At 55.5% G+C, this 21,508-nt stretch carries 19 protein-coding genes; 6 read left to right on the forward strand and 13 right to left on the reverse strand.

The window, feature by feature from the left end; genetic code table 11:
* Window positions 1–17 precede the first annotated feature (17 nt).
* Together N655_RS19120 and rpe are read right to left on the reverse strand one after the other, a co-directional pair.
* Window positions 18–1,613 (reverse strand): outer membrane protein assembly factor BamD, encoded by a 1,596-nt coding sequence (locus N655_RS19120; RefSeq protein ID WP_081823729.1) that lies wholly within the window; start codon window positions 1,611–1,613, stop codon window positions 18–20.
* A 91-nt stretch (window positions 1,614–1,704) separates the two neighbouring features.
* On the reverse strand, window positions 1,705–2,379 hold the full coding sequence (rpe, locus tag N655_RS0113835) for a ribulose-phosphate 3-epimerase (protein WP_026443456.1): 675 nt from the start codon (window positions 2,377–2,379) through the stop codon (window positions 1,705–1,707).
* Window positions 2,380–2,435: 56 nt separating this feature from the next.
* On the opposite strand from rpe, the gene N655_RS19125 reads away from it, so the two are divergent.
* Window positions 2,436–3,131, forward strand: coding sequence for a lysophospholipid acyltransferase family protein (locus tag N655_RS19125; protein WP_238324749.1), 696 nt, complete (start codon window positions 2,436–2,438; stop codon window positions 3,129–3,131).
* Here N655_RS19125 and N655_RS0113845 read toward each other — a convergent pair.
* The 9 genes from N655_RS0113845 to galE form a co-directional block, all read right to left on the reverse strand.
* A complete protein-coding gene (locus N655_RS0113845) occupies window positions 3,111–3,632 on the reverse strand; it encodes a GNAT family N-acetyltransferase (RefSeq protein ID WP_026443457.1) in 522 nt (173 codons plus the stop codon). The two genes, N655_RS19125 and N655_RS0113845, sit on opposite strands and share 21 nt — an antisense overlap.
* A complete protein-coding gene (gene argH, locus N655_RS0113850) occupies window positions 3,619–5,052 on the reverse strand; it encodes an argininosuccinate lyase (protein ID WP_026443458.1) in 1,434 nt (477 codons plus the stop codon). Before argH ends, N655_RS0113845 begins: the two co-directional genes overlap by 14 nt.
* Window positions 5,052–6,416, reverse strand: a complete 1,365-nt coding sequence (gene argG, locus N655_RS0113855) for an argininosuccinate synthase (protein ID WP_026443459.1) — start codon at window positions 6,414–6,416, stop codon at window positions 5,052–5,054. Before argG ends, argH begins: the two co-directional genes overlap by 1 nt.
* A gap of 52 nt (window positions 6,417–6,468) precedes the next feature.
* Window positions 6,469–7,470 (reverse strand): ornithine carbamoyltransferase, encoded by a 1,002-nt coding sequence (gene argF, locus N655_RS0113860; RefSeq protein ID WP_238324756.1) that lies wholly within the window; start codon window positions 7,468–7,470, stop codon window positions 6,469–6,471.
* Window positions 7,463–8,722: an aspartate aminotransferase family protein gene (locus N655_RS0113865; RefSeq protein ID WP_026443461.1), complete on the reverse strand. Its 1,260-nt coding sequence runs from the start codon at window positions 8,720–8,722 to the stop codon at window positions 7,463–7,465. Before N655_RS0113865 ends, argF begins: the two co-directional genes overlap by 8 nt.
* Before the next feature lie 64 nt (window positions 8,723–8,786).
* Window positions 8,787–9,569 carry an acetylglutamate kinase gene (gene argB, locus N655_RS0113870; protein WP_026443462.1) on the reverse strand — a complete coding sequence of 261 codons (783 nt, stop codon included), beginning with the start codon at window positions 9,567–9,569 and terminating at the stop codon, window positions 8,787–8,789.
* The gene (argC, locus tag N655_RS0113875) at window positions 9,566–10,618 is read right to left on the reverse strand and encodes an N-acetyl-gamma-glutamyl-phosphate reductase (RefSeq protein WP_026443463.1); all 1,053 of its coding nucleotides are present in this window, start codon (window positions 10,616–10,618) and stop codon (window positions 9,566–9,568) included. Before argC ends, argB begins: the two co-directional genes overlap by 4 nt.
* Before the next feature lie 2 nt (window positions 10,619–10,620).
* Window positions 10,621–11,088, reverse strand: a complete 468-nt coding sequence (locus tag N655_RS0113880; protein WP_026443464.1) for an arginine repressor — start codon at window positions 11,086–11,088, stop codon at window positions 10,621–10,623.
* 191 nt (window positions 11,089–11,279) lie between these two features.
* Window positions 11,280–12,263, reverse strand: a complete 984-nt coding sequence (gene galE, locus N655_RS0113885; RefSeq protein ID WP_026443465.1) for a UDP-glucose 4-epimerase GalE — start codon at window positions 12,261–12,263, stop codon at window positions 11,280–11,282.
* Between the two features lie 469 nt (window positions 12,264–12,732).
* On the opposite strand from galE, the gene N655_RS21070 reads away from it, so the two are divergent.
* From N655_RS21070 to N655_RS19130, 5 genes are all read left to right on the forward strand, one after another.
* Window positions 12,733–13,812 (forward strand): energy transducer TonB, encoded by a 1,080-nt coding sequence (locus N655_RS21070; protein WP_026443466.1) that lies wholly within the window; start codon window positions 12,733–12,735, stop codon window positions 13,810–13,812.
* Window positions 13,813–13,925: 113 nt separating this feature from the next.
* A complete protein-coding gene (locus N655_RS0113895) occupies window positions 13,926–15,728 on the forward strand; it encodes a M48 family metalloprotease (protein WP_026443467.1) in 1,803 nt (600 codons plus the stop codon).
* Window positions 15,729–15,811: 83 nt separating this feature from the next.
* On the forward strand, window positions 15,812–16,378 hold the full coding sequence (locus N655_RS0113900; protein ID WP_162173559.1) for an outer membrane beta-barrel protein: 567 nt from the start codon (window positions 15,812–15,814) through the stop codon (window positions 16,376–16,378).
* Window positions 16,379–16,486: 108 nt separating this feature from the next.
* Window positions 16,487–17,689, forward strand: a complete 1,203-nt coding sequence (locus N655_RS0113905) for a S41 family peptidase (protein WP_026443469.1) — start codon at window positions 16,487–16,489, stop codon at window positions 17,687–17,689.
* Window positions 17,690–17,765: 76 nt separating this feature from the next.
* Complete coding sequence (locus N655_RS19130; RefSeq protein WP_349509494.1) at window positions 17,766–19,964, forward strand: penicillin-binding protein 1A; 2,199 nt, start codon at window positions 17,766–17,768, stop codon at window positions 19,962–19,964.
* Window positions 19,965–19,990: 26 nt separating this feature from the next.
* On the opposite strand, the gene N655_RS0113915 is transcribed toward N655_RS19130, so the two are convergent.
* Window positions 19,991–20,815 (reverse strand): CDP-alcohol phosphatidyltransferase family protein, encoded by an 825-nt coding sequence (locus N655_RS0113915; protein ID WP_026443470.1) that lies wholly within the window; start codon window positions 20,813–20,815, stop codon window positions 19,991–19,993.
* A complete protein-coding gene (locus N655_RS0113920) occupies window positions 20,815–21,483 on the reverse strand; it encodes a phosphatidylserine decarboxylase family protein (RefSeq protein ID WP_026443471.1) in 669 nt (222 codons plus the stop codon). The genes N655_RS0113915 and N655_RS0113920 overlap by 1 nt, the downstream gene beginning before the upstream one ends.
* Window positions 21,484–21,508 lie beyond the last annotated feature (25 nt).

Consider the following 21,508-nt stretch of genomic DNA (forward strand, 5'->3'; position numbering starts at 1 on the left):
GCTGAAATTCTTCTGCTCTAGAACGGGTTCAGCTTGCCCAGGCCTTTCTTCTTCTTTTTGGTGGAAGACTCTTTACTATTGTCTACTGGGACATTCTTCTTGCCTTTGGTCCCGGTCTGGACCTGTGCTTTAGACTGTTCTCCCGCCTTTACGTCGTTGATCTGCTCAGGAGCAGGGGCGGGTTTGTCTACCGGGGGCAGCGGAGCATTGGTATTCGATGGGCCTACGGGCTTCAATCCATATTCTGCTCCCGGATTTGCAGGAGCGCTGCTGCCATTTCCAGGCGCGGCGGTCTCGCCAGTCCCTGTAGCTGGAGCACTCGTGTTTGCTGCTCCCGTACTGGAATTTGCACTAGGATTGATGACTTCCACGCTGGTGGACGTTCCCCCACTGCTTCCGGTTGGGACTGCTTCCATCTCCACCGCTGCGCCGCTGGAAGCCCCGGAGGCCGGAACAGAAGCGCTGGTGGCCGCCGCGGCCGCGGTTGCGCTCGCGCCTTGCGTGGGAGCGGGAATCGGCTGGCCCTTGACCGCAGCCTCGTACATGGCGGCTGTGGCCTCTCTCACCTGGGGCGCCGTGGTTTGGGGCGGATCCGTAACTGTAGGCTCGCCAACACGGGCAGCGCGGATAGTAGACGGCCCTGGTTTTACCAGGAGAAGCGCGCGGTCTTTAATGTGGACGTTGGTGCGGCTGCCTTCTTCGGCCTCACTTTCGGCCAGCTCGGCTTGCGTGGGTTCAGGAATGGGACGTCCCATGGCAATCAGGCGGTCCTTGGCATCTTCCACGTGCGGTGCCATCGCATAACGGGTCACCACGCGATCGTAAGCGGCGGCAGCGCGGTCGTTGTATGCCTGGACCAGCTCTTCTTTGGCTTTTGGCGGCAAATTCAGCTTCTGGGTCATCTGCGCCAGAGTGACATAGGCGTCACCAAGAGTAATGAGCGTCTGGTCACTTTTACTGAAGAGTGGATACGTATCAGCCACTGTCTGCAAGCGGGCAATGGAGGCAGTCCAGTTTTCGCGCGCAGCGTAGAACTCACCAATTTCAAATTGTCGTTGCGCCAGCACTTCCTGCACTTCGCGCAGCCGCTGTTTGGCCCTGGGAATCAGAGGCGAGTCCGGAAACTGCTGGATCATCGTCCGGTATTCCTGTTCGGCGTGCATCGCATTCTGAGGATCGCGGTCCGGCTTTTCCATCTGCTGGAAATAAATGTCGCCCACCTTCATCTGCGCTTCGGCAGCCTCAGGAGTGTTGGGGAAGAAGGTGATGAAGTCCTTGTACTCCTGCTCGGCCTGGGTAAGGGCGGCCGATCCGCCTTCCTTATACCAGGTGTCGCCGATGGCGAGCTTGGCGCGCATCGCGTATTCGGTATCAGGGTAGGTATTCAGGAGGGTCTGCAAGTCAAGGCGGGCCACATCATACTTGCCCTTTTTCAGGGCCTTCATCGCCTTGTCAAACAGCTCCTTGTCCGGCTGCTTGGAGTTCACGTTCGCCAGCGGATTCTGGCTCAGGTCCGTTTGCTTCTTCTTTTTCTTGCCCAGGGCGTGAGACGCTGCTGGTATCAGCGCCAGACACAGGCAAACAGCCGACATTTGTGTAACAAACCGTTTCATAACACTTCAACTCCTGGGCACGGGTGAAACGCAGGGTCCCGCGATTCTAAAAAGATCTGGCACCTTGCTGTGACCCGCATCGCCGCGAACCTTAAACAACTACTTCTGCCGCCCTGCGTGCCGCTTCGAGCAGAGAACGCGCATTTTCCTCGGCCTTTCCGTCACCAAAGACAGCATTGCCTGCCACCAGCAGCTCGCCACCATTTTCGACGACAGCGGGAATCGTATCGTGAGCCACGCCGCCATCCACTTCAATCCTATAACTCAGCCCCAGTTCCTGGCGAAGCTCGCGCAGCTGCCGCAGTTTTTTAAGCGAGTAAGGGATAAATTTCTGCGCCCCAAAGCCCGGATTTACGCTCATGACCAGCACGTGGTGCACCATGCCCAGCACCGGGCGCAGCAGATGCACCTCTGTTGCCGGATTGATGACAACAGCTGGCTGCATTCCGTGCCGCGCAATCAGTTCCAGAGTGCGGTGCAGGTGCCGGCAGGCTTCATAGTGGACACTTACCCAGTCGGCCCCGGCGTCAGCGAAAGCCGGAATATATTCATCCGGATTTTCAATCATCAGATGGCAGTCCAGAGGCAGTTTGGTGACCTTGCGCAATGACTTGACCACGGGCGGACCGAGCGTAATGTTCGGGACAAAGTGGCCGTCCATCACATCCACATGGATCACGCTGCCGCCGCCGCGCTCTGCCGCCGCAACCTCGTCCGCAAGACGGGCAAAATCAGCCGAAAGAATAGAGGGAACCAGCTCAACCACGATATGGCCAGTGTATCAAGTTTAGTGCAAACGCTCATCCCCGTTAGAATCAAAACGTGTCCCGGCAAGACGGCCCGAAATTCACTGTTCGACAGCGTATGGCGCTCGCCATTGTGCCGCGGTTGACGGCGGCCCTTCTGGCAGCCATTGGAGCAACGCTGCGGTTTCGGGTAATCGCTGAACCGGGGGCCACGCCCGCGACGCCTCCGGCAAGAGGGATCTTCTGCTTTTGGCACCGTTGTACGTTACCCTGTGCCTGGTATTTCCGCAAATTCCGCTGCTCCATCCTCATCAGCCGTAGCTTTGACGGCGAGCTGATCGCCCGGACGCTGGCGCTTCTGGGCTTTGGTAGTGTGCGCGGATCGAGTTCGCGCGGCGGTGCAGCAGGTCTTCTGGCATTACAGCAGGTCATCGAACAAGGGGAGCCCGTGGTCTTTACTGCTGACGGCCCGCGCGGCCCGATCTATCAGACAAAAATGGGGCCGGTAAAACTTGCCCAGATGACCCAGCGGGAAATTGGCAGCTTCTATCTTTTGCCGGAGCGGGCGTGGGTGGTGCGCTCCTGGGACCAGTTTTTGGTTCCAAAACCATTCTCGCGGGTGGCGGTCAGTTGGTCACGCCCAGTTGCACCTCCCTCGCCGGATGCAGACGCCGCCGCATTGGAAGACAAGCGCAGAGAACTGAATGATGCACTGGAGCGCGCAAGAACCAACGCAGAGCGATATTTCGCTTCATCCGGCCAGACGCACTAGCTGCTCGGCTTCCACCCGGGGGCCAAGAATTGAGACCTTGGGCAACTGGCCGCGGGCCATGGCCACTTCATCGCAGCGGTATAGGCGCGGGCAGTTCTGGCAGTCCTTGAAAATTTTGTCTGGAAGCGCGGCGCGGTCTTCGACAACGCGGAAGCCATATTTGAAGAAGAAATCCGGGATGCGTGTAAAGAGGCAGACGCAACCGACGCCGTGCTCCTCCGCTTCATCGAGCAAAGCGCTCAACAGGTTTGCACCCGCGCCCTGGCCCTTGGCCTCAGGACGGACGACGATCGAGCGCACCTCGGCCAAGTGCGGGCCATAAAGGTGGAGCGCGCCGCAGCCAAGAAAGACACCAGAATCACTTTCAGCCACGGTAAAGTCGCGTATGTTTTCACAGATCTCAGGAAAGGCGCGACGCAACAGCGTGCCGTCGCCGGAAAGGCTGTTCACAAGCTCGTAGATGTTGGTTGCGTCCTGGAGGCGCGCCTTACGCACCTGCATGGGATGCCTCCTGCGCTCCGAGATCGACCTTGCCGTAGATATCGATGAGGTTCTGTACTCGGCCCTCGGCGTCTTTCAGCGCTTCCTGCACGCGGTGACGTGCCGTTCCTCCAAGCACATCATGGCAGTCGAGTGTCGCTTCGAGTGTAATGGCAGCAAAGAAGTCCTGCTCGAACTCAGGGCCAAATTGCTTGAGTTCATTGAGGGTCAGTTGGTCCAACTCACAGCCTTTGTCCAGACAATAACGAACAGCATTGCCGATTTTTTCATGGGCCTTGCGGAAGGGAACTCCCTTATGAACAAGATAGGTCGCCGCAGCCATTGCATTCATAAATCCGGTTTGGCAAGCTGCGCGCATCCGGTCGGTGCGGAAGTTTAGCGCCGCCGTAAATTTCGCCAACAGATTGAGGGTAAGATGCATTGCGGTGGTTGCGGTAAAGACAGGCTCCTGGGTCTCCTGTAGGTCCTTGTTGTAAGCCAACGGCAGGCCTTTTAGTTGTAGAACGACTGCCTGGGCTGCTCCATTCACCCGGCCCACTTTGGCGCGGACCAGCTCCGTCAGGTCAGGATTTTTCTTCTGCGGCATCGCGCTTGATCCGGTAGAAAATGCCTCGGGCAAATCGACAAAACCAAACTCAGCAGTGGAGAACAGCGTGATCTCTTCCGCAAATCGGCTGGCATGCAATGCAACCAGCGTCAGCGCGTTCAGATATTCGAGGACAAAGTCGCGGTCGCTGGTTGCGTCCATGCTGTTGGCCGTTGGGGCGGTGAAACGAAGCTCTCTGGCAGCAACATTGCGGTCCAGCGCCAGCGTCGCTCCAGCAATGGGGCCCGAACCAAGCGGGCAGAAATTCAGGCGCTTCGCGCAGTCTTCGAGGCGTGAAATGTCGCGCAGCAACATCTCGACATACGCCAGCAGCCAATGTGCAACAAGCACAGGCTCGGCGCGCTGCAGGTGCGTGTATGAAGGCATCACGGCACTGCCCATCGTTTTCGCTTTTTCAATCAGCTGTTGCGCCCATGCTGCAATGTGCATGATGGCCACGCGAATACGGAAACGAATGTATAAACGCAGGTCTGTTGCGATCTGTTCATTACGGCTGCGGCCCGTGTGCAGTTTCAGGCCGAGATCGCCGAGGGCGTCGACGAGTTTCATCTCGACGAAGTGATGGATGTCTTCGGCATCGGCCTCGCTGATACCTGATGCTGCAATCTGGTCCAGAGCAACGGAAATCCGCGACCTCTCATCCTGTGTCAAGACCCCGGCCGCTTCAAGAGCGAGCGCATGAGCTTTACTGGCAGCTACTTCGTCATCGAGCAGTTGCCGGTCAAAGCGAAAGGAACGCTGCCAGTGGTCGAACGCAGGATCCAGCGGTTCGCGGAAGCGACCAGACCACATCTTGCCCTGCTGTTCACTCATCAAGATTCTTTGCCTTTCGTGGTGCTTCCGTTTTTCGCCCCGCTGTTCAGTTGCGGCATCTCTGATCCCTGGCTCAGCGTAATCAGGCCGGTCTGCGCATAGGTCAAAAGCTTTGCGCGAGTGTCCGCGATGTCGAGATTGCGCATGGTGAGTTGGCCGATGCGGTCGCGAGGAGAAAACGCGGACTCGGTCTTCTCCATGCTAAGACGTTCGGGAGCAAAGGTCAGGTTCGGTGATTCGGTATTCAGAATCGAATAATCATTGCCGCGCCGCAATTCGAGCGTGACCTCTCCGGTGACGGCGCTGGCCACCCACCGCTGCGCAGACTCGCGCAGCATGATGGCCTGCGGGTCAAACCATCTCCCCTGATAGAGCAGACGGCCCAGCTTGCGGCCGTTCTCGCGGTACTGCTCGATGGTGTCCTCGTTGTGAATGCCGGTAATCAGGCGCTCGTATGCAATGTACAGAAGCGCCATTCCTGGAGCTTCATAGATGCCGCGGCTCTTGGCCTCGATGATGCGGTTCTCAATCTGGTCACTCATTCCGAGGCCATGACGTCCGCCAATGCGATTGGCCTCCAGCATCAGCTCAACCAAGTCAGAAAATTCCCTGCCGTTGATTGCGACCGGAACACCCTGTTGAAAGCGGACCGTCACCTCTTCGCGCTGGATCTCCACATCCTCGCGCCAGAAGGGCGTTCCCATAATGGGTTCGACGATACGGATGCTGCTGGAGAGCAGTTCGAGGTCCTTCGCTTCATGAGTTGCGCCCAAAAGATTGGAGTCAGTCGAATAAGCCTTCTCCGCGGACATCTTATAGCTGAACCCGGACTTCTGCAGAAAAGCAGACATTTCAGCGCGGCCGCCGAGCTCTTCGATGAAAAGCGGATCCAGCCATGGCTTGTAGACCTTCAGGTCCGGATTGACCAGCAGTCCGTAGCGGTAGAAGCGCTCAATGTCATTGCCTTTGAAAGTGGACCCGTCGCCCCAGATGTTGACGCCGTCCTCTTTCATGGCCGTCACCAGCATAGTCCCGGTGACCGCGCGTCCAAGAGGCGTGGTATTGAAATAAGTCACTCCGGCAGTCGAGATGTGAAAGGCCCCTGACTGCAAGGCGGCAATGCCTTCGCGCACCAGCGGTCCGCGACAATCGATGAGCCTTGCCTTTGCTGCGCCGTACTCAAGGGCCTTGCGCGGGATCGCATCGTAATCGCTTTCGTCTGGCTGGCCCAGGTTGGCAGTGTAAGCATAGGGAATAGCACCTTTCTGCTTCATCCAGTGAAGAGCGGCACTGGTGTCAAGGCCGCCGGAAAAAGCGATGCCAACCTTCTGCCCAATCGGCAGACTTTCAAGAATGACAGACATCTGGTCGAAAACCTCGGATTTTATCGTTCGCAATGACGTTGAAAATGGAAATTTACTTTTTCGTGCCCTTGTTCCCCGTCGCTGCCCCTAATAAAAGCAGCAATAGCGCCTTCTGCGCGTGCATCCGGTTCTCCGCCTGATCGAAGACCACAGACTGCGGGCCATCGAGAACTGCGTCGGTCACCTCAGCATTACGATGCGCAGGCAGACAATGCATAAATACAGCGTGAGAAGCGGCATGGGACATCAGCGTTTCATTGACCTGATAGGGCTTGAAGATCGGTGCACGCTTGGTCGCCTCATGTTCAAATCCCATACTGGTGCACACGTCGGTGTAGACCGCATCGGCCCCTGTCACGGCCGCAATCGGGTCGTGAATGACTGTGATATTGCTCCCGGTTTTGTTGGCGATGGCACGTGCCTGCGCTACAATCTCGGCCTTCGGAGCATAATTCTTTGGGGTGCCGATGGTGCAATGTGATCCAAGCTGCGCCGCAGTCAACATCAGCGAGTGGCACACGTTGTTGCCATCACCGACATAGGTGAATTTCAAGTCCTTCACCGACCCGAAGCGCTCCTGAAGCGTCATAAAATCCGCCAGCGCCTGGCAGGGATGTTCCAGATCGCTCAGTGCATTGATTACCGGAACACTCGCATACTGCGCCATTTCCGTAATCGTCTCATGAGCGTAGGTGCGCAGGACGATGATCGAAACCCAGCGCTCAAGATTGCGGGCCATGTCTGCCAGCGATTCGCGCTCGCCGAGCGGCGACTGCGTCTGGTCTACGAAAATCGCATTCCCGCCCATCGTGTTGATGGCAGTTTCAAAGGTGAGCCGCGTGCGCAAAGACGACTTCTCGAAGAACATCACCATCTGCTTTGCATCCAGCGCATGCCGATAAGCCGATGGATTTGCTTTTACGTCGTGTGCCAGGTCCAGAATGGCCGCTGTTTCCTGCGGCGTGAGATCTGAGATAGAACAAAGGTCGCGCCCCGCAAGCGTCGCGCCCAGGCCAGCTTCGGGTTCAAGAACAGCAACGGTTTTGCTAGCCAATTTCAGTTCCTCCTTGGGATTGAGCGCGCTCGCCGGCGTAGGCAGGGCTGTGCTCGGTAAAGATTTGGTCCAGGGCAGCCGCGGCTTCATCCACGTGTGCCCGTTGAATGATATAGGGCGGCAGGAAGCGCAGCACTGTCTCGCTCGTGCGGTTGATGAGGATGTGCCGTTTCATCATCTCCGCCAGAACAGTTTTCGCCAGTTCAACGGATTCCACTTCAATGGCCAGCATCAGGCCAAGCCCTCGCACTTCCGTAATGGCGCTGTGCTTCTGCATAAGCGTTTTGAGCTTTTGCTGGAAATAACCGCCAACGCTGTGGATGTGGTCGAGAAGGTGCTCCTTCTCCATGGTGTCAATCACAGCAATCGCTGTAGTGCAGGCAAGCGGACCGCCTCCAAATGTTGTGCCGTGCATTCCCGGATGGATTGCATGCGCAGCCTCTTCCTTGCAAAGCATGGCGCCCAGCGGCAGCCCTCCGGCAAGCGGTTTTGCGAGGGTGGTCACATCGGGCTGCACTCCGTAATGTTGATAGGCGAACCACTTTCCTGTGCGCCCGAGTCCGGCCTGGATTTCATCTATGATCAGCAGCGCGCCTGTCGATTGCGTCAGTTCGCGTGCCGTCTGCATAAATTCCTGCGAAACAGGCCGGACACCGCCCTCGCCCTGGACTGCTTCCAGCAGCACTGCACAGACATCGGTCGAAAACTTTGCCTTGAGGTCAGCAACATCATTGAAGCGGACAAACTCCACTCCAGGCATCACCGGAGCAAATGGCTCCCGGTACTTTTCCTTGTGTGTCGCAGCCACCGAACCCATCGTGCGCCCATGGAAGCTGTGCTCAAGGGCCAGAATCTTTGTGCCCATCGGTTTGCCTTCACCGCGCTTTAAGCCAGCGTGAGCGCGGGCCAGTTTCAGGGCCGCCTCAATAGCTTCCGTTCCGCTGTTGCAGAAGAAGGCACGGTCCATTCCGCTCTTCTCCGTCAGACGCAGGGCCAGCTCGGCCTGGCCTTCATGAAAGTATAGGTTGGAGATGTGAATCAGCTTTTTGCTTTGCTCAGCAATGGCACCTACGATGGCCGGATGGCCATAGCCCAGCGCATTCACGCCGATACCGCTCAGCAAATCCAGATAGCGTTCGCCATTCTCGTCAATCAGATGAACGCCTTCTCCCCGCACAAAGAGCAGAGGATTGCGCTCATAGGTGGAAAGCAGCAGCTTTGTCTCTGCCGCGCGAATTGCATCGAGTTTCATTGAAGAAGTCTCCAAAGTTGCCTGCGAAGAATGCTGTCTTTTAAGAGCACAGCGGCGAAGGATTCTAAGCCACCATCACTTCCGTCCCATGGTTGACCCGGGCGCTGCACAGGTCAGGTAGGACCGATGCCACTTCTGCAGGCAGAATACGCACGCGCTTGACGCCCTGCAGCAGGGCCTCGCGGCAGGCGCTCAGTTTTGGCAGCATTCCTCCGCTGATCACGGCGTCTTTGGCGAGCTTCGCGATCTGGTCAATGGAGAGCCAGCGCATCACCTCACCATTCGCGTCCTTCACCCCAGGAACGTCCGTGAGAAAAACCAGTGCATCGGCTTTGCAGGCGGCTGCGCAGGCAGACGCCATCTCATCGGCATTGATGTTGTAGTATTCGCCATCAAAACCGAGTGCAAGGCTGGAGATCACTGGTACTGCGCCCATCTTCCAGATGGCTTCCAGCCAGCGCGGATCAGACGCAACAATTTCACCCACAAAGCCTAGATCGGGCGCCGTGCGCTTTTTGCGTGCACGAAAGACCAGGCCATCACCACCACAGAGTCCTACGGCAGCCTGCCCATGCTTGCCCAGAGCGGCCACCAATGATTTGTTGACGCGCCCGCTTAACACCATCAGCGCAGTGTCCCGTGTCTCAGCATCCGTCACACGCAGGCCGGAAATAAATTCACTCTGTTTGCCAAGCTGCTTTAAAGTTTTGGTCAACTGCACACCGCCGCCATGCACCAGGGCCACCTGGTTGCCGTCCTTCACCAGTTCCGCAATCGCCTTGGCGCAACTCTCGCGCAGTTCGGGATTTTCCAGTGCAGCGCCGCCAAGTTTTACGACGAATTTCATATCAACCCCTCCGCTTCATTCCATCCATACATGACATTGAGGTTTTGCACCGCTTGTCCAGCAGCGCCCTTGAGCAGGTTGTCCAAACACGACACAATCACGCATCGTCGTCCATCGGCGGCAAGCTGAAAACCGATATCGCAGAAATTCGTCCGCACCGAATACTGGATCTGAGGCAGATGTCCGGCAGGGAAGACCCGCACCAGAGGGCTATTTTTATAAAACTCGCGGAAGCAGGCTTCCACTTCCTCTGAAGTCCTTTTTTCTTGAAACCAGAAATAGATCGTTGAAAGAATTCCACGCGGAATCGGCAGCAGATGCGGCGTGAAAGTAATCTGTTCCGACTTCAGATCCAGCTGCTCCAGCAACTCGCCTGTGTGACGGTGGCCGAAAACACCATATGCTGAAAGATTGTCCGCGGCATACATGAAGTGTGTTTTCGCCGTCGGGGCCTTGCCTGCACCGGAGACACCGGATTTTGAATCACTCACGATGCCACGCTCAGCGTCCACCCAGCCCCTTGCCACCAGCGGTTTCAAAGCCAAAATAATGGACGTGGCGTAGCATCCGGGATTGGCAACCAATTCCGCATCCTTAATTTCATCGCGATGCAGCTCTGGCATTCCGTAGACAGCTTTGGTCTGCGTCTTTACTGCTACATCCGAGCCTTCATCGGGAAACTGATAAACAGCGCGGTTTTCCGCATGGACCAGCCGCCACGCTCCGCTCAAATCCACCACACGAATGCCGTGTTCCAGGGCCGAGGGCGCCCATTCACGCGACTGTTCATGCGGAGTAGCAAGGAAGAGCACATCCACGCCGCGGTCCTTTATTAGGTCCCAGGAAAATGGTTCAACCATTATCGCGTGGGAACCATTGTTGTCCATGAGATGCGGATGCAGTTGCGTCAAGGGCTGTGCTGCTTCTGTGCGCCCCAGAAATAAAGGCGCTGCGCCCTTAAGCTGTGGATGGCGCAGCAGAAGCCGGGCCAGCTCCATTCCGGCGTAGCCTGAAACTCCCATCACCGCGGTTTGAATCTTCTTTGTCATCGTCAGCCAATCATTTCTTCCAGGCGTGCCTTTAAATACGACGCACTCTTCTGGTCCGGACAAATAATCAGGACCGTGTCATCCCCTGCCAGGGTCCCGACCACTTCTTTCCAATCTTCGTGATCAATCGCCAGCGCCACAGGCTGCGCACTTCCACTGGCAGTAATCACAACCAGTTGGTTTTGCGCCTGTTTCACCTTCAGGCCAAAGCTTCTCAGAACTTCATGAACAGAAGGCAAACCCGTCTCTTCTTCGGCGCGGAGGTGCCCATTTCCATTGCCATTTCCATTGGGAAGGGCATAGCCGTTGGGCCCTTTATAGAGATGTAATTCGTGGATGTCCCGCGAGACTGTGGCCTGGGTCACATCAAAGCCGCGCCGCACAAGTTTCCGCCGCAGCTCCTCCTGGTTGGAGATGACCGTTGTCGCCACCAGTTCCCGAATTGCGTTATGTCTCTCTACTTTGCTCAAAATCAGAAAAAACGCGGCAGCAGAGCCGCGTCCTCACGATGCATAAAAATACAATATCATTGTATAAATATACAAATCCCACTTGTCAATAGATTTTGTTTATTTTCCGGAAAAAGGGCCGGGAATGCGGCCAAGTGGAGCTGAGGATGACGGAAGGACGGCGTCATCCTCAAACGGGCAAGGCAGCCGGGTCAGGATGTAGCCGTCAACTGATAGCGCTGTTGGTGCCACTTCCAGGCGCTGGCGAGAATGCTGTCCAGGGATGCGAACTCTGGTTTCCAGCCAAGTTCACGACCAATTTTTTCTGAACTCGCAATCAGAATGGCTGGGTCGCCGGGGCGCCGCTGTGCCTCTTCAACGGGAATGGGATGGCCGGTCACACGGCGAGCAGCCTCAATGACTTCGCGGATGGAGAAGCCGTGTCCATTGCCGAGGTTATAGATGAGGCGATCGCGTTCAGCAAGAGCGTTGAAGGCAAGCAGGTGGGCTCTGGCCAGGTCCCACACATGGATATAGTCTCGAATGCAGGTGCCGTCCGGCGTGGGATAATCGGTTCCGAATACCTTGATGTTGGGACGACGCCCCAGGGCCACGTCCAGTACCAGGGGAATCAGATGCGATTCTGGTTCATGGGCTTCGCCCCGTCCCTCGATTGCCCCCGCAACATTGAAATAGCGCAGGCTCGCGTAGCGAAAGCCGTGGATCCGATTCAGCCAGGTCAGCATCTGTTCGACCAGGAGCTTCGATTCACCGTAAGCATTGGTAGGACAAAGTGGCGCATCTTCCTCAATTGGCGTAGTTTTCGGCTCGCCATAGACCGCTGCGGTGGAGGAAAAAACGAACTTCTTTACCTTATGCGCCAGCATGACCTCCAGCAACGTGAGGGTCGAAGCGGTGTTATTACGAAAATATACCTCGGGAGACTTCATGCTCTCTCCGGCTTCAATCAGGGCAGCGAAGTGCATCACTCCATCGAAGGCGTAACTTTGAAAAGCGGCATCCAGCGAGGCCCGATCAGCCAGATCACCCTCAAGAAAGGTAGCTTTGGCAGGAATGAGGGCCCGATGGGCATGGCACAAATTGTCATAGATGACAGCTTCATGCCCGTTCTGCATTAGAAGCTCGGCCACTGTCCCACCAATATATCCGGCGCCGCCGGTGACGAGAATTCTCAAAATTCCATCTCCTTTTGGGTTTGTTACGGTTGCAGATGCGGAAGGGAAAACATCAGGAACAAAGGGAACCTTTTTATTCACTTCCAGAGTAGCTGAAAGTTTTTATGGAAGCATCTAATCAGGAAAAGATTACACGGAAGAGGTATGAAATTCCGTAAAGTGACCAAGGTAATAGTTACTAGTAAGTTCTACTTAATTACTTGTTTGCGACGAGAATTGTCCTTAAATTTAGGCGGAAATGAGTGTCTTGCAGAGGATGTGAGATAGTGATTGGAGTGGGTGTTTTTACCTAGAGAGTGAAGACCGACCCCTCGTTATTTGGCAATCAACTTGCACATCATTCATTTGAGGGACTGCTCGTCTGCCTTCCATGCCTTGGGAAGTGAATATTTTGAATGTAGAGGCGAATGGATTCGTCTATCAAATTTTAGAGTTTTAGAGAAAAAGGTCATTTGGACAACTGGAAGTTATGGCGAGTAACGGGAACGATCCGCTGAATCGGGCAAATTTGGGTCTTCTGCCCGAAGAAAAGGGCAGATTCGGGTCATTTGGTGTAAGTACAGTCATCAACCTGGTGGCTGCCGGAATCCTGATTCTTCTAACGATGGCGCAGATTCATCAGGAGCAAAAGCGCCGTCAATATCAGACCACGGAATTGATATTTCCGGTAGAGCAGCCGAAGCCGTACGTGCCGCCTGCTCCAAAAATCCACATTATTCCTCCGCCTCCAAAAATTGAGCAACCGAAGATCACGCTCCCGAAGCCTCAGCCGGAGCCGCCGAAACCCGTGGCGGTAAAAGTTCCGACCCCAGAGATGCCGAAACTGGAGCCTGCGCCGCCCAAGGCCGTGACGCCACCGCCGCAGCCAAAGGTCGGGCTTTTCAAGAGCGCGGTCCCGACGCGAGTGGCGAACAATAATTCAGCTCCCACCCCGAAGACGGGCGGCTTTGGCGACCCCAACGGAGTAACTCCTAATCCTCATGCTACCCGTCCAGCCACCATTGCTGCGGTCGGAGCTTTTGCTGCAGCGCCTGGTCCGGCAAATGGAGCCGGAGCGGCGCGTCAGGGGGCAGTCCATGGGACGGATTTTGGCTCTGGAGTCGCCAATGGGGTACCCGGTGGGAAGGACCGCGGTACAGTTGCCTCGGCGGGATTTAAGAGTGGAGTTGTGGGAGGTACGGGGGCCCCGGGGAGCCATGGGACTGTGGCCACAGGCGGATTTCAGACTCCTGTGGGTACAGGAAATGGTGAGCAGCACCTGGCCAAGATGCAGGAGCCACAGTCGACCCCAATTGTGGTGGTCTCGAAGCCGCTTCCACAGTACACACCAGAGGCGAGACAGCTACGGATTCAAGGGGATGTAACGCTGGAAGTTCGCTTTACCGCCTCCGGGCGGGTTGAAGTGCTGAGGGTTGTCAGCGGGCTTGGACATGGTCTGGATCAGCAGGCAATTCTGGCTGCGGAGAAGATCCGGTTTAAGCCCGCCACCAAAAATGGCATTCCGGTGGACGAAGTGAGCACGATCCGGATCACGTTCCAGCTGGCATAGTAGAGCACGGCAACTTCTTGTGAAGGAAGGTCAGGATTCAGTGGTTTTCAGGTGCGGCAAATGCGGTCTGTCCGCCAAGACAAAGAACATAAATATATATCAGGAGCTAGACAATGCTTTTTCGTAAGGTGTGGATGACTGCTGCTGCAGTCATACTGGCGGCAGGTGCCGCGCATGCAAAGACACAAAAATTTGCGCCTCCGGTTCCGCTCTCTCCTGAACAATCAGCCCTGGTGCAGAAAGCGATTGCGCAGGAAAAGACCATCGTCAAGGCCATTCAGCAACACACTCCTGTGGTGCAGACTTACATCCAGAACATGCGTCCGGACCCGCAGCTTTATTCTGTGCCGGATTCAGACCAGTACATGCTGGGACGTGTGGACTTCAGCAAGGCCTTCTACAACAAAGGATACGAGGCGAAGCCTTCACGGCATGGATTCTTCAAAGGATCCATGAATTTCCTTTCTGGACTGACCAAGTCTTTTGACCTCAGCTATTCTCCTACTGGATTTATGGACATGATGTTCCTGGATCCGGTCAGCTTTGATCAGCAGCACTATGATTTCTCCTATGTCCGGCGCGAGTTTTTGGGCAGTATTCGCACCATGGTGTTCGACGTGCACCCAAAGCCTGGAACCGGTGCTGGCCGCTTTTTCGGACGGATCTGGATCGAAGACCAGGACGGCAATATTGTCCGCTTTAACGGGACGTACACGAACAGTAAAAATTCCGACATAACCCGGTACTATCACTTTGACAGCTGGCGTATGAACCTGCAGCCGGAAGTCTGGCTGCCTGTGGCCATCTATGTGGAGGAATCCGAAGGGGGTACTGGGAAAAAACATGGCGGCTTCCGTGCGCAGACCCACTTCTGGGGCTATTCGCTGAAGCTTCCACAGCGAGAGTCAGAAGCCGAATCCATTGTGGTGGAAAATGCACAGGACCAGAGCGAAAACTCCCAGGACGTTGGTCCGCTGGGGGCCAAGCGGCAGTGGGTTGCGCAGGCCGAACAGAATGTGCTTGACCGTCTCGTGCAAGCTGGACTCCTCGCTCCGCCCAGCGATTTTGACAAGGTGCTGGAGCAGGTCACGAATAACATCATCATCGGCAATAAGCTGGATCTTCCGGCAGACATTCATTGCCGCGTAATTCTCACCACGCCTCTGGAATCCCTTGCAGTCGGCAACACAATTCTGCTTAGCAAAGGTCTGATTGACGTGCTGCCTACAGAAGAGGATCTGGCTGCGGTAATCAGCTTTCAGCTTGCGCATATCGTTCTCGGGCACCATATTGACACGCGGTACGCCTTTAATGACCGCCTTCTCTTTCCAGATGAGGCCACGTTCCAGCGCATCAATATGAGCCATACTCCGGCCGACGATGAGGCTGCCGCGAAGAAGGCCGTCGAGTTATTTGATAACTCCATCTACCACGACAAATCGGCCAGTGTAAGCCTCTTTTTCCAGCAGGTTGTAGCCAGGGAAAAATATCTTCCGGGTCTGCTCAGCCCTAGGTTGGGAGACCCTTTGCTTAAAGCGGATGGAACACCTTGGTTGTCTGCCTTCCTGAATCGCGGACCGAAGTTGAATCTTACGGACATGAACCAGCAGCTTGCCGCGTTGCCACTGGGCAGCCACTTGAAGGCAGATCCCTGGGATGACAAGGTCTACGCGCTGAACATCCGTCAGGAACACATTCTCAATCCGAGCGACAAAATGCCGCTGGAACTGACTCCGGTTTATTTCCGACTGCAGCGCTATCAACCCCCGGCAGCCGCAGCATCACTTCCTGCGGGACAACAACCAGTGAATGGAAGCGCGCCTGCGGACAGTAACACGCCTCCGCAGCAGCCTGACAACAACACTCCGCAGCCACAGCAGACACAACCGCAACCGGGACAAAATCCCCAGTCATGAAGGGACAGAATTCATGACTGGCTACCTACATCAAGTTCGCTATGTTTTTTGCTCCTTGGCAAACCATCTACAGGAGACTGCTCGTGTCTAAAAAAATATTGGTCTTGGCCATTGTTCTCAACTCCCTTCTTTCTTTTGCGCAGGTGGCCCCGGCGAATCGCGGCGGAGGACTTTCGCTATCAGCAGGTGCGGAATATTCCGACTTTAACCCGGATTGGGGGCCTGACCGTTTGCAGGGCATGGCCGCTTTTTTTGATCTGGATCATCTTTTCCTGAACCGACTGGGAGTGGAAGGTGAGGCGCGCTGGCTGCGCTTCAATCAGCCCCACGGGGAAACAGAGGACAACTACCTGCTTGGCCCGCGCTTTCGGATGGTTCGTTTCGGAAAACTAGAGGCTTATGGAAAGTTCCTCATGGGCGGAGGGTGGATAACATATCGCGATAAACTTGGCAGCGGCAGCTACTTTGCTTATGCCCCTGGCATCACCGGAGAGTACCGTCTCTCTCGGCACTGGAAGGTGCGCGGCGACTATGAATACGAATTCTGGCCAGCCGCTCCCGGTGAGGCCTTCACCGCGCCTTTCGGAAAAACGAGTAGCGGTCTAACTCCGAATGGCTTCAGTGTGGGTGTTTCTTACCGCATCTTCTAAAAAGTAAGGAAGCAAGCCGCGGGCGGTTTGATGCTGCGGCTTGCTCTCCGTTCAGAACGTAGCTGGAGTATCATCTACTTAGCGGCCCCTTGCTGCAAGAGTGAGTCCATGTCCAAAAATTTCAAACGCGTCATTCTAGGAATATCCGTGCTTCTAGTCGCCATTGTCCTGATTGGCGGTTTGGGAATGAATGGTGTACGCGCCGGTACACAGAGTGATGGTGCGTACAGGCAAATGGGTGTTTATGAAGAGGTGCTGCATAAGATTCAGAGCGACTACGTGGTCGAACCCAACCTGAACAAAGTAACGACTGGGGCGCTCCATGGACTGCTGGAGTCCCTTGACTCTGATTCAAGTTACTTGACCCCGGCTGAATACACGACCTTTAAAGCGCATGAGAATGAAGGCTCCGCAGCACAGGTGGGCCTGAATGTTTCAAAGCGCGGTGGATATGCCACTGTTGTCTCTGTTATGCCGGGAAGCCCTGCGGAACGCGAGCAGATTCAGGACGGGGACATCATCGTGGCCATTGGGGACCAGCCTACAAGGGAAATGTCGCTGGCGATGGTTCGTCTTCTGCTGGAAGGCAAACCCGGGACCCAGGTGACTTTCTCACTGGTGCGTCCGGAGCGGGGCAAATATGACCCGGAGAAAATTACTCTTACCCGCACGAATGTGACCGTTCCGGCGATGGGACAGCAGGAGTACGAAAACTCAAGCATCCTCTATCTCAAGCCAGTGGTCCTGAACAAGGAGCGCGTAGACGAAATCGAGTCCCGCCTCAAGGCAATGCAGAAGAACGGCAACAAAAAGGTTTTACTGGATTTACGCGATGTTGCCCTGGGAGACGAGCAGCAGGCGGTTCGTCTGGCCAATGCTTTTATTCGTAACGGAACGATTGCCATGCTTGAAGGACAAAAAGTAAGCAAACAGACCTTTGCGGCAGATCCGAATAAGTTCATTACCAATGCTCCTTTGGCTGTTCTGGTCAACCATGGCACATCAGGCCCCGGAGAGTTGGTGGCTGCGGCAATTCTTGATAACAAACGCGGTGATGTTGTCGGAGACCGCACGTTTGGTGAAGGTAGCGTACAGAAAACCATTGAATTACCAGATGGCGCTGCTCTGATACTGTCCGTGGCAAAATATGAATCTCCTTCCGGAAAAAAGATACAGGACGAGGCCGTAACTCCAAACGTTCTGGTTGCTTCTGACTTTGACCAGTATGATGATCCAAACCAGAAGCCGGTCTCCCATCAGGACGATCAATTGAATAAAGCGCTGGATCTGTTAAAACAAAAGAACGCATAAACGCGAAAGCGGTCATGGCCAACTCTTTCCTATTGCAGATATGCGGCAGGATAAGCGGTCATCCTGAAAAACGTCTTTGAATCAACGCATTCAGATGAGATCTCCCTTTCGTCCGGGCACAGGACGGCGTAAAGTGGCCGGCGGCGTAGCGATAGCTGTCCTTGTGCTGTTAGCTGTGGCCGTTGGCTCTCTCAGCGGTCTCATGCTGGTCTACACCATCAATCTTCCGCAAATTGCCGATCTCATGCGTTATCGTCCTGACACGATTACGGAGTTGTACGATACACATGGACGGGTTTTTGGCTCCTTTGCGCTGGAGCGCCGGATTCCTGTGAACTACAACGATTTCTCACCTCTGCTTCGCGAAGCGGTAGTCTCGATTGAAGACAAGAATTTCGAAGATCATTGGGGAGTCAACATCTTCCGTGTTCTGGGAGCGGCCTATCATGATCTGACATCCAAGACCCGAGCTCAAGGGGCCTCCACCCTGACCATGCAGTTGGCCAGAAATCTTTTCCTGGGCCGTGAACGGACGTTCGGGCGCAAGCTACAGGAAGTCCTGCTTTCCATTCAGATGGAGCATGCCTTCACCAAGCAGCAGATCTTTACGCTTTATGCAAACCAGATTTATCTGGGGCACGGCATGTATGGATTTGAAGCTGGCGCGCAATATTATTTCAGCAAGCATGCCAAAGATCTCACTTTGCCGGAGGCCGCGCTTCTGGCTGGTTTGCCGAAAGGTCCTGTTGAGTATTCGCCCATCCTCAATCCGGAGAAGGCGTTCCGACGGCGCAATATGGTCATCAATGCCATGCTGGAGGATGGAAAGATTACCGCAGCGCAGGCCAATGTGGCACGGGCCGTACCGCTAGGACTCCACCTTCAGCCCCCTGCAAACAGCGTAGCGCCCTGGTTTGTCGAGGCGGTCCGGCGTGAGCTGGAGCAGAAGCTGGGAACAGACCAGGTCCACGAAGCGGGCCTAAAGGTCTACACGACGCTCGATCTGGATTTGCAGCAGGTAGCCAATCATGCTCTTCTGGATGGTCTGGCCAGCTATGAGCGGCAGCGTGGATGGCGCGGGCATTTGCTGAATGTGATTGCTGGCGGAGTTGCAATGGAAGGATTCAGGCACCCGGACTGGGTCATTCCGCCGCAGCCAGGAGATTACGTTCATGCACTTGTGACCGGGGTGCTGCCCTATCAGGTAACGGCGCGTGTGGGTGACCATGACTTATTGCTCGTGCCTGAAGACTGGACATGGACGAAGTTCCGTACTGCAGATGCATTTCTGAAGGTGGGCGATCTTGTCTATGTACACCTGCGGCAGCCAGAGGGCAGCCTTTTGCGTGGCACGCTGGAGCAGGATACGGGTGCTGAGGGAGCGTTATTGGCCATGGACAATGCTACCGGCGATGTCCTGGCCATGGTGGGAGGAAGAGACTTTCACCTATCGCAGTTCAATCGCGCCACGCAGGCCCAGCGGCAAACCGGATCATCTTTTAAGCCTTACGTTTACACAGCTGCAGTGGAAGAAGGCGCCAGGCCGGAAGAGATGATTCTTGATGCTCCAACTTCATTCGGCGGGTATACTCCCCACAATTATGAGGGGAATTACCTTGGCAGTATCACACTGCTCAAGGCCTTTGCGGATTCACGCAATATTCCTGCGCTGAAGCTGGCAGAACGCGTTGGCATCCGCAAGGTCATTGACGTTGCACATCGGTTTGGCATAACCACCAACATTCCAGCCTATCTGCCAGTGGCTCTCGGCTCCGTCGAAGTTACGCTGGAGCAGCAGGTGGCCGCATATTCTGTTTTTCCGAATGATGGCATTCGTATTTCCCCGCGGATCATACGCCGCGTCACTTCGGCTGACGGTGCACCGTTGCTCGAAGACAAACCTGCAGTCAGTGAGGTCACGAGCGCCCGTGTGGCCAGAATTATGATGACCTTTCTGCGTGAGGTCACACGTTCTGGAACGGCGGCCGCAGCGTCTTCGCTGAACCATCCTGTGGGTGGTAAAACGGGCACCACAAGCGACTTTACAGATGCATGGTTTGTTGGTTTTTCTCCTTCGGTCACCTGCGGGGTCTGGACCGGCTACGATAATCGGGAAAGTCTTGGAGACAAGGAAACAGGGGCCCGGGTTGCACTCCCCATATGGATGGATTTTATGCGGGCCGCCATTGCCGGCAGGAATGACGAGGCCTTTCCTGGAGACATGAGGCCAGTTTCGTCTCAGGCACGGATTGCAGCGGCGGTCAGCGCGCACTAGAGGTCCCGATTGCGTCCGGGTGGTATTCAGGATGAAGAGGCGGAGGGAAGTGTACGCCGGGCGCGCTGCCAGGAATAGGCAATGCGCGCGAGAATGCCAGAGAACATATACATAAGCGCCATGATGATCAGCACATATTCGGAAAAGAAAACCAGCGCGTAAAGGAGCAGGCCAATCAGCACCATCCACTGGAAAGGATGACGGCTGGAAAGGTTGATCTCCTTGCCGCTCCAGAAGCGCCAGGTGCTGACCATCAGGAAGCCAATCAGGCCGACCAACGCCATCCAGATCAAAGCTACCCATGGAATCGAAATAGGGATGCCGTGAAAGAAATGAATCACGGCAGCAATGATTCCCGCCGCTGCCGGAATGGGCATACCCACAAAATACTTTCGTCCCGGCCGGCCAGGGTTTTTGGGTACAGGATTCACACTGATGTTGAAGCGGGCCAGACGGCTGGCGCCACAGATGAGGAAGAGAAAACAAACAAAGGCGCCAAACTGTATCAGCTTCTGGCGGAAGACGAGATCACCCAGAGGTGGGAGCATACGGAAGCCCCAGGTAAAGGCAAGAATGCTTGGGGCAACGCCAAAAGTAATCACGTCGGCAAGGGAATCGAGTTCTTTGCCGAATTCGCTGGTGGTATGGGTCATGCGCGCGATGCGGCCATCGAGCGCATCGAAGGGTATTGCAAAACCAATGGCCAGGGCGGCCCAGTCAAAATGATGCGGCTCCTGTGCAGAGCCTTGCAGGCTCTGCATGATGGCAAAATAACCTGCCGCGATGTTTCCTGCCGTGAAAAGAGAGGGCAGGATGTACATCCCACGGCGCCGGCGTGAGCCTCTGGCCATTAAACCAACGTCTCCACTTCAAGTTCGGCCAGTATCGGGTCCTCAGTGAAAGCAGCAAGTTGTGCCAGCACCGTGGAGCCTCCCTGTACTCGATCGCCCTTCTTTACTCGGAGTTCGGCATAAACGGGCAGGAGCACATCGACGCGAGAGCCAAATTTAATCATGCCCACGCGTTCACCTCGCTCCAGGTAATCTCCCGCTTTGGGCTGAAAAACAATCCGTCGCGCCAGAAGTCCCGCAATTTGTTTGAAAGCCACCTCGTGGCCTTCCGGGCTATCCAAAACCGCCAGATTTTGCTCGTTCTTATCAGCCGAGGCGGGATCCAGCGCATTCAGATAAAGACCTTTCTGGTAACGGACTTCACGAAGCACCCCGCTGATCGGAGAGCGGTTTACGTGAACATCAAAAACGCTAAGAAAAATGCTCAGGCGGAGGCGCTCACCAGAAGGGGTCATGATGCGTTCAATCGCTGTGAGCTTACCGTCGGCAGGAGACACAACCAGACCCTCCCCCTGGGGGATGGTGCGCTCGGGGTCACGAAAAAACCAAAGAAAAAACACAGCGAGCAGCAGAGGCAACACTGCCCAACCCCAGTGACCGGTCAGTAAATATACAATGACCGAGACCGCAATCAGGGCAAACCCGTAATAGTATCCGTCACGAACCATGAGAGATTGATTCTCTCATTATAGA

This window comes from Pseudacidobacterium ailaaui (genome assembly GCF_000688455.1).
GTDB classification, from domain to species: Bacteria; Acidobacteriota; Terriglobia; order Terriglobales; family Acidobacteriaceae; genus Pseudacidobacterium; species Pseudacidobacterium ailaaui.